This is a genomic window from Gimesia chilikensis, assembly GCF_008329715.1.
GTDB lineage: Bacteria > Planctomycetota > Planctomycetia > Planctomycetales > Planctomycetaceae > Gimesia > Gimesia chilikensis.
In genome coordinates this window covers 87,698-101,316 of record NZ_VTSR01000001.1, presented here as the reverse complement: position 1 = coordinate 101,316, position 13,619 = coordinate 87,698, and the positions used below count along the sequence as shown (strand labels likewise).

Here is a 13,619-nt window from a genome sequence, read left to right as displayed (position 1 = left end):
GAAAATACTGGTGTCCTGATCTCAGCCGTTTATCATATTTGTATTATCAACCACAGGCGGGAGACGTTTCTATGAGGCATGTGCTGCTCAATCGTCGGATGTTGCTGAAGGGACTGGGGTCAGCTGCGATCGGCTTACCGCTGCTGGAGGAGATGATTCCGTCCAGCCTGGCCGCCGCGGCGCAGCCACAGGTTCCGGTGCGGGCGTTTAACGTCTTTTTTGGTCTGGGGATTCCCGCTCCACTGCAGGCCGAAGGCTTCGATGATGTGCTGGAACCGCTTAAACCGCTGCAGGACAAGCTGCTGATCATGCGGAATGTGGATCAGGTGCGCTGCGATGAAAAAGGGATCAACGCCCATTACGACGGTGCTTCCGGCGCCTTTACGGCTGAACCGCCCGATGGGGAAGCCAAAGCGGGGGGGCCGTCGATTGACCAGGTGATTCGTCAGACGCATTATCCGAAAGGGATGCCGAGCGGGATGGTGCCGACGCTGATTGGGGGGACGTTCTTCCGCCGCAGTCGCGTGGGCCGTTATGTGCACAGTTACAATCTGGACGGCACGGTGGCCGCGACGATTCAGGAAAAGCCCCGCGACCTGTTTGAGCGGGTGTTCGGGACGGTTTCTGCCGGAGGTTCGGGAAACGATGCAGCGCAGCGACGGCTGCGCCGGAGCGTACTGGATACGGTCGTGGAGGATTACCGGTTCTATACGGGACAGAATTCACCCCTCGGGTCGGCTTCGAAAGCGCGGGTGGCCGACCACCTGGATCGGATTCGCGAATACGAGCGGCGGGCGTTTGCGATGCAGCACAAGAACCGGAACGCACCGGAGCCGCCGCCCCGTTCGAAGATTCCGCATGGCGGTCCGGCTGATCCGGGCGGGCAGGGGATTGACATCACGGTGGAGGAGCTTACCAGCGAATGGCGACTGCTGGCGGACATTTATGCCCTGGCGATTCAGATGGATCGGGTCCGCTTCGGTTCGCTGACGTTCCTGGCGGCGGGCGAGCGGATTCGTCTCACCGGCGATTACGAGTATAACGGTGAGAAACGCTGGACGTTCGATGATCCGAGTCAGTTGAGGGCCAGTGGCGACAAAGGTTGCAGCCACGAATGGTGGCATAAGTTCAACGAAAAGAAAAAGAACGAGGCACTGCGGGCACACGCGCATTTGAAGATGCGGGAAGTTTCCTATTTCCTGCAGGCGCTCAACAGTGCCGACGCCCGGGAGGCGAACGGCCGCACGATTCTGGAGAACTCGCTGATCACGATCTCGACCGAATCCGGCGACGGGCGGCACAACGATGTGAAACGTGAACTCTCGGGTGTGTTCCATTGTATTACCGGTGCCAATGGCCGGTTCAAGACCGGGCAGATCCTGGACGTGGGCCAGGAGGGACTGGACGTGTATAACACGCTGCTGGACGCCTTCGGTGCGAAGGTGAAACTGGGACCGGCGAAACGTGACGCGACGGCTGTGGATGCGATCCGTGCTTGAGGGGCGTGCCAGGTCAAATTCTCTTGATAATTACAGGGAGCAATTGATTAAGTATGAGTTATTTAATTACGGCACACATTGTCCAGGATGAACCAGATGTGAACCGGTTGGACGAGCTTCCTGCTTCGATAGGCTGGCGGGTTTATCATCATCAGTCTGCTGATGTGTATCTCATTGATGCGTACCGTGCAGCTAAGCCGGTTGATTATCCGTTTCAGACTCCTGTACCGGCTACAGATATTCCGCTTGAGCTCTCGGAAAATCTGAAATCACTCGAAGAGCTCTATCAATATTTGCAGCAGCATGATGCTGCTAACTCATTCAAGAAGTCGTACATCAACTTTGCACTACTGTTAAATCAACTGCTGGAGCTGCCGGTTCTGTCATTTATCTCAGATGATGAGGAATGGGACTTTGCAGTAACAGTGCAGGATGGATTTGTTGAGCGATTGAAATGCCGCTGCGACGATCTGATTGTAGACTACAATGGCGGCCAGACCAACATACAGCCGCTGGTTCCTGAATTCGAAGAGGATGCCGAGTTTCTTAGCGATCTCGAAGCACTCCACAAGGCTGTGCCTGGCGTCGCAATTGCTGACAGGAATGTGCCCTGGGAGACTCGGCTTCACGGAATTGCGATTGAGGAATGGAAGCGCTTTGCAAGCACGGAGACTCTGATTCTGGGTCTGGGCTCTTTTGACCCTCCCGAGGATGAAAGTGACTGGCGGTTGCTTCGAGGTTCATAAACGTGTGGGTAGCGAGGCTGGACGTGTATAATGGGCTGCTGGACGCTTGCGGTTCGCGGACTTCCTACCTGAAACAGGAGGCAGGCAATTATGAATACAGAGCGGCCTGAGAAAATTGCGATTGAACATGATGATTATCATGCCAGGCACATTGGTCGGACCGGTGATGGTCGGCAATTCTTTCTGACAACGCCGTTTGAACCTGCTTACCCGAACAGGGAAGGTTGTGAGTATATCGCCCTGTTTCTGTTTGACCTGGACGGGAATTTAATCGAATCCCGGGTTGATACCCTGGGGCCGCGGGCGACCCTGGATGCGGCTGCCTGTCGCGAAAAGTATGAGTCGCGTCTGAACGAACTGGGGGAAGTGAACTTTCAACGAATCGAAATCAAGCCGTTCGCGATCAATCACAATGGTGTCGAGATGGGGCTGATTGTGCGCGAGCCCGAAGAGGAAGAGGATGTATGGGCGGTCGAACTTCTGCCGGGAAACTATATGGCTTTTTTCGAGCCCTGGGACAGTGGTGTTTATGATACCTGATTTTTTTATTCAGACTTAACAGAACTGCAGTCTAGTTTGATTCCAAAAAAGATATGTAGGGAATCTGACTGAGGGGGTTTGGAATGTCCTTTATCCATGTTGAACGCCCGACAAACGGTCATGTTATTACCAGGTTCTATAAATGGCACAACTACAACTACCGCTTTCCCGATGGATGCGAAGTGCCTCTGCAGGTCCAGTATGCCTGGTGTCATCGTTGCGAGTTGTTTGTCGAAGCGGAGAAGTTACTCACAAAGCAAGCGATACAGCAGAAAATTGAGGGTCTGAGTATCAAACCGGATGAATGGATACAAAGAACGTATGAAAAACTTCCAGAAATTCTGGAGATTCTCCAGAGACGGAAAAAAGATGGAAGATCAATGTTGGAAATTCAAATTGAAGAACGAAGGCAGCTATGCGAGTCTTGGAAAACTGCTCTGGAGTGGTTTAAGAAACGGAAGTCGACAGCACGCTGTCTTGAATGTGGCTCAATGACGGCGATCAAGGTACTCCCCTGGCTTGAAGAGATCCCCCATCCTTATGATGTGGGAGTGATTATGCTGACTGGTGATGGTATGCTTGGTGGTGGACCGCCATGTCCACCACCTCCCACCTATTTTGATTTAGAGGGAAATCGGCTGATTACTCTTGATGATAAAGAAGTCCGTAGTTAAACAATCCCTTCCCACGTTTATGCAGACCGATAGAATGAATCTTGTTGACTACCTCTTTCCTGATTCTATTAAAGGCGTGGATGCCGCTGATGGAGCGTTTTCTTTTTCTGCTGCGGGTGCTGTGGGCACTGCCGAATACGTTGCTGGGGCTGGCGATTGGTGGGGTGGGACTCTGCTTTGGTGGACGGGCGCGTGTGCGGGGACCGGCGATTGAGTTCTATGATGGCGGCGTTAAATGGCTGATTCAGCGGCTGCCGCACGGTCAGTTTACGCTGGCGTTGACGCTGGGGCATACGATCCTGGGACAGACGGATGCGTCGCTGGATATTTCGCGGAAGCATGAAGCCGTGCATGTCAGGCAGTACGAACGCTGGGGACCGTTCATGCTGCCTGCTTACTTTCTGTCGTCGGTGTATATGTGGCTGACTGGCCGTCGGTTCTATCGCGATAATCCGTTCGAGCGGGAAGCCTATGACGCCGACGGTGGGGAGCAGGATGCCTGATTTCCCCCGTGAAGATTATGAAGAAACGCTGTGAGGCGATTGTCGCGTGGGGCTTTGAGTGTTAATCTCAGGGGCAGGCTCGCACATCTTTATGCCAGGTAGTGGTTCTTATTTCGAACGGTCCATATCAAAGTCGATTCAACCGGGGCTAAGGCCCTGCGGCTAATTTGGATATTTCTGTAGATGCAGTCCGGCAATCGAGAGTAACAGCAGACCCCTGGACTCGTTGTCGACTGCTTAATCATCACTACCGGGGCGATTCCTGGTCTCTAACGGAAAACGAATGACATGTGGCTGCACGCTTCCTGTAAACTGGACTTTGAAATTCCCGTCGCGACTCCCTTTATTCTGATGCTGCGTCCGCGGAGCGGCAGTCAGCAGTGGGTGGCCCGCGAGCAATACATGTTGAACCCCAGCACCGAGGCGGTTGAGTTTACCGACCAGTTCGGTAATCTGTGCCAGCGGCTGGTGGCGCCGGCGGGTTCCTTTTCGATTCAGACCGCCTTTGATATCGAAGTGGCGGACAGCTCCGATGTCGCGCCCGGGGCACCGTTTGTGCCTGTGGAACAGCTGCCGGATTCGACGCTGCCGTTCCTGTTGCCCAGCCGGTATTGTGAATCGGATCGCTTTACGCAGATGGCGGCGACACTGGTGGAAAGTATAAATCCGGGTTATGACCAGTGCGCAAAAATTGTGGAGTACATTCAGAACTCATTGACCTATGCGCCGGGGGAAGGGCAGGAAATCATCAGTGCGACTGAGGTGAATCAGAAGTCGCAGGCCGTCTGTCGTGATATGGCGCACCTGGGCATCGCCTGCTGCCGGGCGCTTTCGATTCCCGCGCGGATGGTGGTGGGCTACCTGGAACCGCTAGAGCCGATGGATCTGCATGCCTGGTTTGAGGCGTATGTCGGCGGTCGCTGGTACACGTTCGATCCGACACAGCAGACGCTGGACGGCGGTCGGGTGGCGATTGCCTATGGTAGAGATGCCGCGGATGTCGCCGTCTATACCCAGTTTGGTGATCCCGTTGATCTGCAGAACATGGAAGTGCATGTGGAGCAGATTTCGGAGCCGACTGACTGAGGTGGGGTTGCTTGACTCACTGAACTTTTTCTGATGCAGGCGTGTCAGAGACACATTGTGCAGGTGAAATGAAATGAACCCCGTGAAAGTCAGAGAGAGAACAGAGATGTCTGATCCCATCGATCCGAATAAAGTTGTGGTGTTGACGGGAGCCGGAATCAGTGCCGAGAGCGGCTTGCCGACGTTTCGGGATATGGGCGGACTGTGGGAACAGTACGAGATCACCGAGGTGGCTTCGCCCGAGGCGTGGGAACGGGATCCGCAGCTGGTGCTGGATTTTTATAATGCGCGTCGCACGCAGGCAGTGGCGGCTGAACCGAATGCGGCACATCACGCGCTGGCGGAACTGGAACGCCGGTATGACGTGGTGGTGATTACCCAGAACGTGGATGACCTGCATGAGCGCGGGGGCTCCTCGAATGTGATTCACGTGCATGGCGAACTGGTGAAAGCCCGCAGTACGGCTGATCCGGAGCTGATTTATGAAATCGGCGGAAAGGAAATTCAGCTGGGCGATCTCTGTGAAGTGGGTTCCCAGTTGCGGCCGCACATTGTCTGGTTCGGGGAAATGATTCACAACACGGACGTGGCGGTTGCAGAGATCCGCAGCGCGGGGAAAGTGCTGGTGGTGGGGACTTCGCTGTCGGTGTATCCGGCGGCTGGTCTTGTCGAACTGGCCAGCGCAGGGGCGGAAAAACTGATTGTGAGTCCGGATCTGGAGCAGGAGCCTGTCGGCTTTGAATGGATCAGGGGGACGGCGGTGGAGCATGTGCCGCAGATTGTGCAGCGGTGGCTGGAGGGGTAGGGAGGAGTTCTGCGGGCGTTGCCTGTGATTTGCGACTGCCCCTGAATCTACTTCCATTAATCTACATCCAAAGAGAGATTGATCAGGCTGCCTGTCGCCAGGCGGGCGGCCACACAGGGCCGCACCCTACGAATGGGGTTGGTGATCTGATTCTGAATTGTGCGGTTTGCGCTGGGACCTCCTGTTGCCTGTGGCAATCCCGGATTGCATCCGGGACCACCCCCTGATCAAGGGGATGATTCTGGTTGTGGAGGTTTTTTGATTACGGCTGGTAGCCGGCAGCTTTCCTCATTTCTCTCGTTACTTTGTCGAATCAGCCCCGATACGCTTTCCACCAGGCAAGGCATTCGTCGCAACACGAGGATGAAATGTGGGTACGATTGCCCCAGTACTCGCTGTCCACGGAGAATTCCGGGGAGTAGGGGGCGTTTTCAGATCTGGCCCGCTCGGCTTCGTCAATGTAACTGATGTCCCAGACTCCTTTATAAATGGGAATCTCGACCTGTTTTAAGGGAATCAAGTGCACGTGACAAACATGAAACGCGTTACGGATTGCCGGTGCATCAAGGGACCCGTATTCGGGATTCTCTTTGATGAAAAGATCCCAGACCGGTTGCTGCCAGTATCTGAGCTCTCTGTCCTTTGAGTACAGGTCGTTGCAGGCTGTGATGAACTTGCGAAACCGGGCGTCGTCATTGAGGAACGCCCAGAACCGTTCACGGAGCGCAGCATAGATTGCGGCCTGGATGGGATCGTTCCGATCGTTTGCAACCGGTTCTTCGGGGGCTGACATGTTACGAATGTTCTTTTGGATGAGTGTCTGGTTTCCTGGATCGCCAAATTAAGTATAGCATCCGACTGAGGTAGGCCCCAGAAAACAGAAGTGAAGCCACGGTGAGAAAAAAGAGGACCAGATAAAGCCCGCCCGCCGTCAGTTTCAGCAGGCCCGATAAATCGGCACTACCTGGAAGCAGTTCGATGGCTGACGGGGCCGTGAGGAGGCCTGCCAGCAGGATGCCGCCGACTGTGACAAAGTCGAGTTTGTGACCCATCGTAATATCATTCCTGTCAGAGGGACTGCAGTCTGTTGCCGATGAAAACGTAGAGAATGACCTACCAGGACATGAGTGATTTAAGGACGTTGATGGTTGTCGATTACTTCGCTGCGCCAGATTCCGTCTTGTTGTCTGCAGTAGCGAAAGTCAGTTCTGCGATGATCCGATTGCACTCCGAGTCAACTGATGTGAGTTTGATTCTGATCTGATCTCCGGGTTGCAAACGATGACTTTCAGGAAGACGAGCTCCGACAATGGGCCCCTGGGGAAGCCGGGCAAAAAGAATGTCCCGTCCCAGACGCTCAACTGTTGCCTGATGAAATGAACCGATCTGGTATGCTTCTGGAAAGTATGGTCGTTCTGCTGAAACCACTCGCTTTAAAGAGCCCAGATAACAGGCACGTTCGTAAGTCGGAGCATCCATGATCTGTAGCTGAACCCGATCTCCCACGTTAACAACTTCTTCTGTAGTTCGAATCCGGGACCAGCTTAGTTCATTGAAGTTGATAAATACTGTTTCCTCCTGGTTCGTCTCTGCGTAGGCACCCCAGCTGCCGGTTTCAGTGATTCTGCATGTGACTTGATCGCCTGTGTGCAAGCTGTTACTCCTCGGTGTTGTGTCGTCGTTCAGGAAACTCCTCTGGATTATACCAGAAACGGCAGGTGAAAACGTAGATATTTCTGAGCCACTCAATCCGGCGAATCAGGCACCCACAGTCCGGGGAAGGGAATCGGCATTTCTCTGCGGATTATTCTACTGCTGAGACCCAGGTTACGGGCCGCAATCGCCAGTCGTTCTGCGGTCAGTAATGCTTCCTTGCTACGACAGAACAATAGTGCGAAATAACCGTTTCTGATGTCTTCTCTGCAGTCACCAAATTTTGCACAGCGTACGGCAAAGAGTTCGAGTGGTTTTTCCAGAGAGGATGCCAGGAGTTTTCGGGCCAGAGAAAGCTGTGCTGGCTGCTCCAGATCATCAAACTGTTCCAGCAGTTGGATACAGAAATGGTCCTGGGGGTTGGGCCAATTGCTCTGATACCAGATTGCCTCATCGAAATCGTTGAGCCGCTGAAAGCTCTCGTAGAGGTTATTAGAATCCATAAGCGTTTCTACATGATCAAAAAATGTCTGTCAGAGTCGTAGAGACTCCTGCAATCATGACGTGCTCTGTCTGTTCGATCGCTTTTGCCACCTGGCGATGAATGCCAGTCGCGGCTTTCGAGTCTGTAAATTCCACCTGGAGATTGATGGCTGGTAAGTTACGAGAGCCTGTCTGTTCTACAGAGAGCACACCTGCCAGCAACGATAGTTTTTGGACCAGTTGTTGTAGCGTGTCTGTCTGGCCTGTTGCATCATCCGGCCCTGTGTATCTGAGATCAAATTTGAAAACGGTCTGTTTCATGATCCGATGTCACCAATCTGGGATTCGCTCCTGTGTTCTAGTGTTTTATTCATTACTGATGATAGTCAGTGGTATCTCATGAGTCCCCAGTTCTTTCATGAATGAAGGAGGAAGTTCGAGATCCAATTGATCTGCATCGATCCATGTTTCGATAATAAAAAACAGCTGAAGGCCGATTGATTTCAACTCTTCAAATGCTGAGGCCGGAATGGCATGCAGCCAGTCAGCGATCTCTTTCATTTTAAGTGCTAACTCGTGTTCAAGAATCTCATAAGGTTCCGCGTCGCTGATTTCGGAGATCTGCCTTTCGTAGAAGACAATCAGCCCGCTTCTACCAGGTTCCCTGTCAGCGATACATTGAAAACCGGTTTGGCTGAGACTGGAAACGCGATTCAGTGGATCCAGAAAAATTTCAGATGTAACGACGCGTCTATCGCGAAACTGAGCCGAGAGGACCAGATTGATAGCTTGGATTGACATGGGGAATTACCTGATTTGTAGATAAGGTTCCAGGAGAGGCCCGCTGGTTAAACTTTGTTAAGCCTGTAACTGTTCGCTGTTGACTGTTATTCATTTCTGCTGGTTCTACCCGAAATCTGTTGCCTTAGTACATGGCCATTTATCGCTTGATTCTCCCTGAAAGTGATCGATTTTCAGCTCGCCTGGCTGGTGCCGATCTGTAGGATGCGCTGGTTGTCTTTTTTATGGAGTCTGACCGGCTATGGAAGCGTTTGTTGTCAATCTGTTCTGGATTCTCTGTTCTCGGGTGGACTGTCTGTTGGGGGCGAGTGTGTTAACCGAGGACTCTGATTTTGCGGAAAGGCGCGGGGGTGTCAAGCGAAAATTGTGCTGTGGGCTGCGGGTGAGATTACTTGAGTTTCGGGTGAGTTGCATTTCAAATGCTCTGAAAGTGCTCCGAAATGATTTGAAAATGTACGAGACACTTCGAACCGGTTCTGACTGTTCCAGTGAAAAACTGGAAAAATCGACGGCGATTCAGGTGCATCTGAGTAACTTGTGGGCGGTGTTCCAGTGGACGCATCGTCCGCCTCGCGCGCGAAGCACAATTGCAACACTTTATGGTTCGGGAAGTGGGAATCAAGTCCAGTTTGTGCACTGGAAGAGCGAGAACCGGGGGGCAAAAGAGCGGGTGCCTGATACAGAGTTAAAGCAGGGCGCAAAAAAAATGCGTCCGTCGAAGGAAGACACGGACGCATTCCAACACTACGGGAAATATGTTAGCCCTGGTCGTCGAAACCGTAGTGTTAGCGCTCAATGGTACTCCGGAAATCCTGAAGAGCAGAGTACCACATAGACCAGTATCGTCATCAGGCATCCCGGGGGATGAGTGAGATAGTTAATTTCATTACCAATCAGATCAGGGAATGTGAATCAGTGCGAGGCTGTAACCTCCGGTTCGCCTGCGAGTGGGGCCGATTCGATGTCCTGCCGGGGACCGAAAAATTCGAAATGAATTCGATCTGCGGGGACATTCAAGGCTTTGAGGCTGGCGTAGACGTTCTGCATAAAGGGTTTCGGGCCACAGAAGTAGAAGTTGGCGTCGGTGAAGGGAGTCCATTCACGCAGAATGTTTTCACTCAGGATTCCTGTTTCGTCGCAGTTCTGATTTTCCAGATCGTCTGCCAGTGGCTGATCGTAGAGCGTGAGCGTGCGGACGTTGGCACCCTGATTGCGGAGTTCCTGAATTTCTGCAGCAAATGCGTGGGTCTGGCTGTTACGGGCTGCCTGCAGGAAATAGAGCGGAGCTTCAGGCTGTTCTGCGATCAGCGACTGCGCCATCGAGAGCAGGGGGGTCACGCCGACGCCGCCGGCCAGCATGACGGTCGGTGTCTGTCGGGGTTCTGCGGGATCGAGGGTGAACTCACCACAGGGGGGACCGATCTGCAGAGTATCACCCACCTGGACCTGATCGTGCAGGTAAGTGGAGATGAGACCGTCGGGAGCGTCCGCGGTGAGACCGGGTTCCCGTTTGACACTGATACGAAACGAGTCCTGTCCTGGCTGGTTAGAGAGACTGTAATTACGGGGAGAAGTAGGGGTGGTGGGGTGATCGATTTTGACCGTGATGTATTGACCCGGGAGCCAGGCTGGCAGCGGTTCGTCATCAGCGGGTTTCAGATAGAAGGAGGTAATGACATCGCTTTCGGGCTCTTTGCGATCGACGACAAAGGAACGATAGCCGTTCCAGCCGCCGGCAGCGGTGCGCTGTTCTTCGTAGATCTGACGTTCGCGTTCGATACAGACGTCTGCGAGCAGCTGGTAAGCTTCGCCGACGGCTGCCAGGATTTCGTCGGTGGCAGCGTCTCCCATGACTTCCTTGATGGCAGCCAGCAGGTGTTTGCCGACGATGGGATACTGTTCAGGCTGGATACCCAGCGAGCAGTGTTTCTGAGCGATCAGTTCGACGGCCGGGGTGAGGGCGGCGAGGTTGTCAATATGGGTGAAATAGGCACAGATGGCACCGGCGAGGGCTTTCTGTTGACCGCCGGAGTGCTGGTGGGCCTGGTTGAAAAAGGCTTTGACTTCGGGGTTTCCAGCAAACATCTTCTGATAGAAGACCCGTGTGACGGTTTCCGCGTTGGCGGCGACAACTGGTGTGATTTCCTTGACGATGGCGATGGTTTTGTCACTTAACATTTATGGTTCTCCTGGAGAGCGGCTTGATACCCAAGCGGAAACAGATATACTATACCTAGATGTATAGATTAGATAATTCTATACGTCAAGGTGTATAATTGGAGCTTTTCGTATTTTTTAGGAAAACAGATGCTTTCAAAGACTCATGAATACGCTTTGCGGGCGGCGGCCTGCCTGGCGGGGCAGCCTGGTAAGCCTGCTTCGGCCGATTATCTGGCGGAAAAGACGAAGGTTCCCCGGCGTTATCTGACGCGGGTTCTGCAGGATCTGGCGGCAGCGGGGATTGTGAAATCGCGGAGTGGTCCCAAGGGGGGCTATGAGCTGATTCACGATCCCTCTGAGTTGTCGATTCTGGATATTGTCAATGCGATCGCCCCGATGGAGCGGATCAACAGCTGTCCGTTAGGTTTGAAGTCGCATACCAGTCTGTGTCCGCTGCATGCGGAGCTGGATCGCGTGTATGCGGAAGCGGAAGCGGCGTTTGGCAGGGTGACCATTGGGCAACTGCTGGAATCGACGACAACAATTGTGCCTTTGTGTGAGAGTTAAAGTCTCTCAAGGACAGAGGGACACACTGCGAGGTGGTGATGCAGCAACCGATTACGGGTTATCAGCAGGACGAATCAGGACACTGGGTGGCGCAGCTGGTGTGTGGACACAATCAGCATGTTCGCCATGCACCGCCTTTGGAATCGCGTCCATGGGTTCTGAGTGCAGCAGGACGGGCCGGGATGCTGGGATATCTGCTGGAGTGCAGGAAGTGTGACGAAGGGGCACCCGCCGATGCGCGGCCGGGCTGACGTCCCGGGCTTCTATTCCCAATGAAATATTGTTGACAAAATGGACGGGCAGGTCTATATTCGGCAAAAGATGTATTACTTATGCATCTTTGTGAAAAGTATGTAAGCATGCGACAAATGACACAACTATGCGAACTTGTGTTTGTGGCTGATGTTACTCTTTCAATGCGCCAGTTGAAGCGGGTGATCTGATCAGACCCTGGTTTTATGAGATCGACGATTCCGTTGATCTTCCCCGTTTTTATTTTCTGAAAGGAAACTTCATGCTCAAGACAGGATTGGTTACCAGCCTCGCAGTGACTGCTCTGTTTCTGTTCAATCTGAATCTATCTGGCGCTGACCCGCAGGAGGAGAAGGGGGGCGCGGAACAACCTTCCCCGGCAGCAGTCGAACGGACACGCGACACCGTCAAGATGCTGGATGACATCTATAAGAATGCGGTGGTGCTGATTACGGATAAGTACGTGAATGATGAGGAAGACTTCCCGGCAGGGAGTGCAGCCGTCGAGTTGTTCAAGCGGGTGGGGAAGACCGGTTTTCATCAAGTGCGTCTGATTGATGCGACGGGAGAGCCGTACGAACCCAAAAACGTAGCGAAGAGTAAATTTGAAAAGCAGGGAATCAAGCAGCTGAAAGCGGGCAAGTCTTACTATGAGGCAGTCGTGGTCAAGGATGGAAAACCATACCTGCAGGCGATGACGCCGATTCCGGTAGTGATGAAAAAATGCGTGATGTGCCATCCGCATTATAAAGACGCCAAAGAGGGAGAAGCGATCGGCGCGATCAGCTACGAACTGCCGATCCGGTAATTGAATCGAGTGACACAACGGTTGTCATTCTGAGTGAATGAACGCTGATCCCTGCTGGAAGGTAACAAGCGGGGGTCAGCTTTATTCAGTGAAGCACGGGAAGTGCGTGAAAAATAATGAGCCCTTCATGTTTTTCTGTCAGCGGCTGCTTTGCGGATGGCGAGGGCTTCGGGAACTTCTTTTTTGGCCGGCAGGCGTACGGCGTGTCGTAGAACCCAGCGACGATTTTTAATCTGTTCCGGTTTCTGCATGTCATCAATTTCTGACAGCCATTTGTGACAGACTTCGTAGGCGACTGCGGGATGATCTTTGGCAATATCAGCCAGATGATTGGCTACCGAACGCCGCACATAGAGTTCGGAATCGTCCTTAAGACTTTCCAGCAGCGGCAGTGTGTAACCGGGGTCATCCTGAAAGTCCCGTAACCGCATCGCCCAGGGAAGCCGGGGACGTGTCCCTTCACTGACGAGACGCCGCACATGGGGGTTGGCATCTTTCGTCCAGCGTTTGAGCTGTTTCAGACTTTTATCGCGGTGCGCGATCAGAAACGGGCGAATACAGAATTCGGCGGTGAAGCGTTGCGTCAATTCGTAACAGACTTTCAAACCGTTCTCCAGATGGTCGGCACCATACTCGGCGATCAACTGCGAGTGAGGGAAATAAAAGAACGGCGCCAGCCCGTTTTGCTCGGTCGCCTGCAGCTTGGGACCGAGTGATTTGATGAGTAACGGTGCCAACTCGTCAAAATCTTCCGGCAGCTGTTCGGCCATCGCGTGTGCGATGTTGAGAGCCCGTTCCTTCAGTTCCAGTTTGTTCAAGTTGCGTTTGGCACGTTTCTGGAAAGTGGGTGTGTCGAATCCCGGGGTCACCTCTGCCAGTGAGACGCCGATCAGTTTCACCAACTGACCGTTCATGATTTCTTTAAGAGGCGTACCCTTCATGATCGAGGGGCCGACAGCAAATTGTTGTGCGGGGTGCGTTTTCATGCTGCATATTCTATTTCAGGTCGCCTGATCGCTCAATCGTTCAATCCGCGGTCTGT

At 53.2% G+C, this 13,619-nt stretch carries 18 protein-coding genes; 10 read left to right on the top strand and 8 right to left on the bottom strand.

Translation table 11 applies throughout. The features are described 5' to 3' along the window. Window positions 1-71 precede the first annotated feature (71 nt). The 7 genes from FYZ48_RS00340 to FYZ48_RS00310 all read left to right on the top strand — a co-directional run bounded on the left by FYZ48_RS00340 (window position 72) and on the right by FYZ48_RS00310 (window position 5,853). Window positions 72-1,499 carry a DUF1552 domain-containing protein gene (locus FYZ48_RS00340; RefSeq protein WP_149336392.1) on the top strand — a complete coding sequence of 476 codons (1,428 nt, stop codon included), beginning with the start codon at window positions 72-74 and terminating at the stop codon, window positions 1,497-1,499. A gap of 98 nt (window positions 1,500-1,597) precedes the next feature. Further along, window positions 1,598-2,245 (top strand): hypothetical protein, encoded by a 648-nt coding sequence (locus FYZ48_RS00335; RefSeq protein WP_149336390.1) that lies wholly within the window; start codon window positions 1,598-1,600, stop codon window positions 2,243-2,245. Window positions 2,246-2,335: 90 nt separating this feature from the next. Then, entirely contained in the window at window positions 2,336-2,785 is a 450-nt protein-coding gene (locus FYZ48_RS00330) for a hypothetical protein (protein WP_149336387.1), read from the top strand. 83 nt (window positions 2,786-2,868) lie between these two features. After that, entirely contained in the window at window positions 2,869-3,459 is a 591-nt protein-coding gene (locus tag FYZ48_RS00325; protein ID WP_149336385.1) for a hypothetical protein, read from the top strand. An 89-nt stretch (window positions 3,460-3,548) separates the two neighbouring features. Further along, window positions 3,549-3,962, top strand: coding sequence for a hypothetical protein (locus FYZ48_RS00320; RefSeq protein WP_242022273.1), 414 nt, complete (start codon window positions 3,549-3,551; stop codon window positions 3,960-3,962). Window positions 3,963-4,250: 288 nt separating this feature from the next. Further along, window positions 4,251-5,048 carry a transglutaminase-like domain-containing protein gene (locus FYZ48_RS00315; protein ID WP_149336383.1) on the top strand — a complete coding sequence of 266 codons (798 nt, stop codon included), beginning with the start codon at window positions 4,251-4,253 and terminating at the stop codon, window positions 5,046-5,048. A 106-nt stretch (window positions 5,049-5,154) separates the two neighbouring features. Then, window positions 5,155-5,853, top strand: coding sequence for an SIR2 family NAD-dependent protein deacylase (locus FYZ48_RS00310; RefSeq protein ID WP_149336381.1), 699 nt, complete (start codon window positions 5,155-5,157; stop codon window positions 5,851-5,853). A gap of 313 nt (window positions 5,854-6,166) precedes the next feature. Here FYZ48_RS00310 and FYZ48_RS00305 read toward each other — a convergent pair whose 3' ends face one another. From FYZ48_RS00305 to hmpA, 7 genes are all read right to left on the bottom strand, one after another. Beyond that, window positions 6,167-6,646 (bottom strand): hypothetical protein, encoded by a 480-nt coding sequence (locus FYZ48_RS00305; RefSeq protein ID WP_149336379.1) that lies wholly within the window; start codon window positions 6,644-6,646, stop codon window positions 6,167-6,169. 1 nt (window position 6,647) lies between these two features. Further along, on the bottom strand, window positions 6,648-6,905 hold the full coding sequence (locus FYZ48_RS00300) for a hypothetical protein (protein ID WP_149336377.1): 258 nt from the start codon (window positions 6,903-6,905) through the stop codon (window positions 6,648-6,650). 103 nt (window positions 6,906-7,008) lie between these two features. Then, window positions 7,009-7,506 carry a hypothetical protein gene (locus FYZ48_RS00295; protein ID WP_149336375.1) on the bottom strand — a complete coding sequence of 166 codons (498 nt, stop codon included), beginning with the start codon at window positions 7,504-7,506 and terminating at the stop codon, window positions 7,009-7,011. A 92-nt stretch (window positions 7,507-7,598) separates the two neighbouring features. Then, window positions 7,599-8,009 carry a hypothetical protein gene (locus tag FYZ48_RS00290; protein ID WP_149336373.1) on the bottom strand — a complete coding sequence of 137 codons (411 nt, stop codon included), beginning with the start codon at window positions 8,007-8,009 and terminating at the stop codon, window positions 7,599-7,601. 16 nt (window positions 8,010-8,025) lie between these two features. Next, the gene (locus FYZ48_RS00285; protein WP_149336371.1) at window positions 8,026-8,310 is read right to left on the bottom strand and encodes a hypothetical protein; all 285 of its coding nucleotides are present in this window, start codon (window positions 8,308-8,310) and stop codon (window positions 8,026-8,028) included. 45 nt (window positions 8,311-8,355) lie between these two features. Continuing rightward, window positions 8,356-8,790, bottom strand: coding sequence for a hypothetical protein (locus FYZ48_RS00280; RefSeq protein ID WP_149336369.1), 435 nt, complete (start codon window positions 8,788-8,790; stop codon window positions 8,356-8,358). A gap of 912 nt (window positions 8,791-9,702) precedes the next feature. Beyond that, entirely contained in the window at window positions 9,703-10,968 is a 1,266-nt protein-coding gene (hmpA, locus tag FYZ48_RS00275) for an NO-inducible flavohemoprotein (RefSeq protein ID WP_149336366.1), read from the bottom strand. A gap of 129 nt (window positions 10,969-11,097) precedes the next feature. Between hmpA and FYZ48_RS00270 the strand changes: the two genes are divergently transcribed. The 3 genes from FYZ48_RS00270 (at window position 11,098) to FYZ48_RS00260 (ending at window position 12,577) form a co-directional block, all read left to right on the top strand. Then, entirely contained in the window at window positions 11,098-11,517 is a 420-nt protein-coding gene (locus tag FYZ48_RS00270) for an RrF2 family transcriptional regulator (RefSeq protein WP_145439803.1), read from the top strand. Between the two features lie 38 nt (window positions 11,518-11,555). Next, entirely contained in the window at window positions 11,556-11,768 is a 213-nt protein-coding gene (locus FYZ48_RS00265; protein ID WP_149336364.1) for a DUF3565 domain-containing protein, read from the top strand. A gap of 263 nt (window positions 11,769-12,031) precedes the next feature. Further along, the gene (locus FYZ48_RS00260; RefSeq protein ID WP_149336362.1) at window positions 12,032-12,577 is read left to right on the top strand and encodes a c-type heme family protein; all 546 of its coding nucleotides are present in this window, start codon (window positions 12,032-12,034) and stop codon (window positions 12,575-12,577) included. 125 nt (window positions 12,578-12,702) lie between these two features. Here FYZ48_RS00260 and FYZ48_RS00255 read toward each other — a convergent pair whose 3' ends face one another. Beyond that, the gene (locus FYZ48_RS00255; RefSeq protein ID WP_149336360.1) at window positions 12,703-13,563 is read right to left on the bottom strand and encodes a DNA alkylation repair protein; all 861 of its coding nucleotides are present in this window, start codon (window positions 13,561-13,563) and stop codon (window positions 12,703-12,705) included. Window positions 13,564-13,619 lie beyond the last annotated feature (56 nt).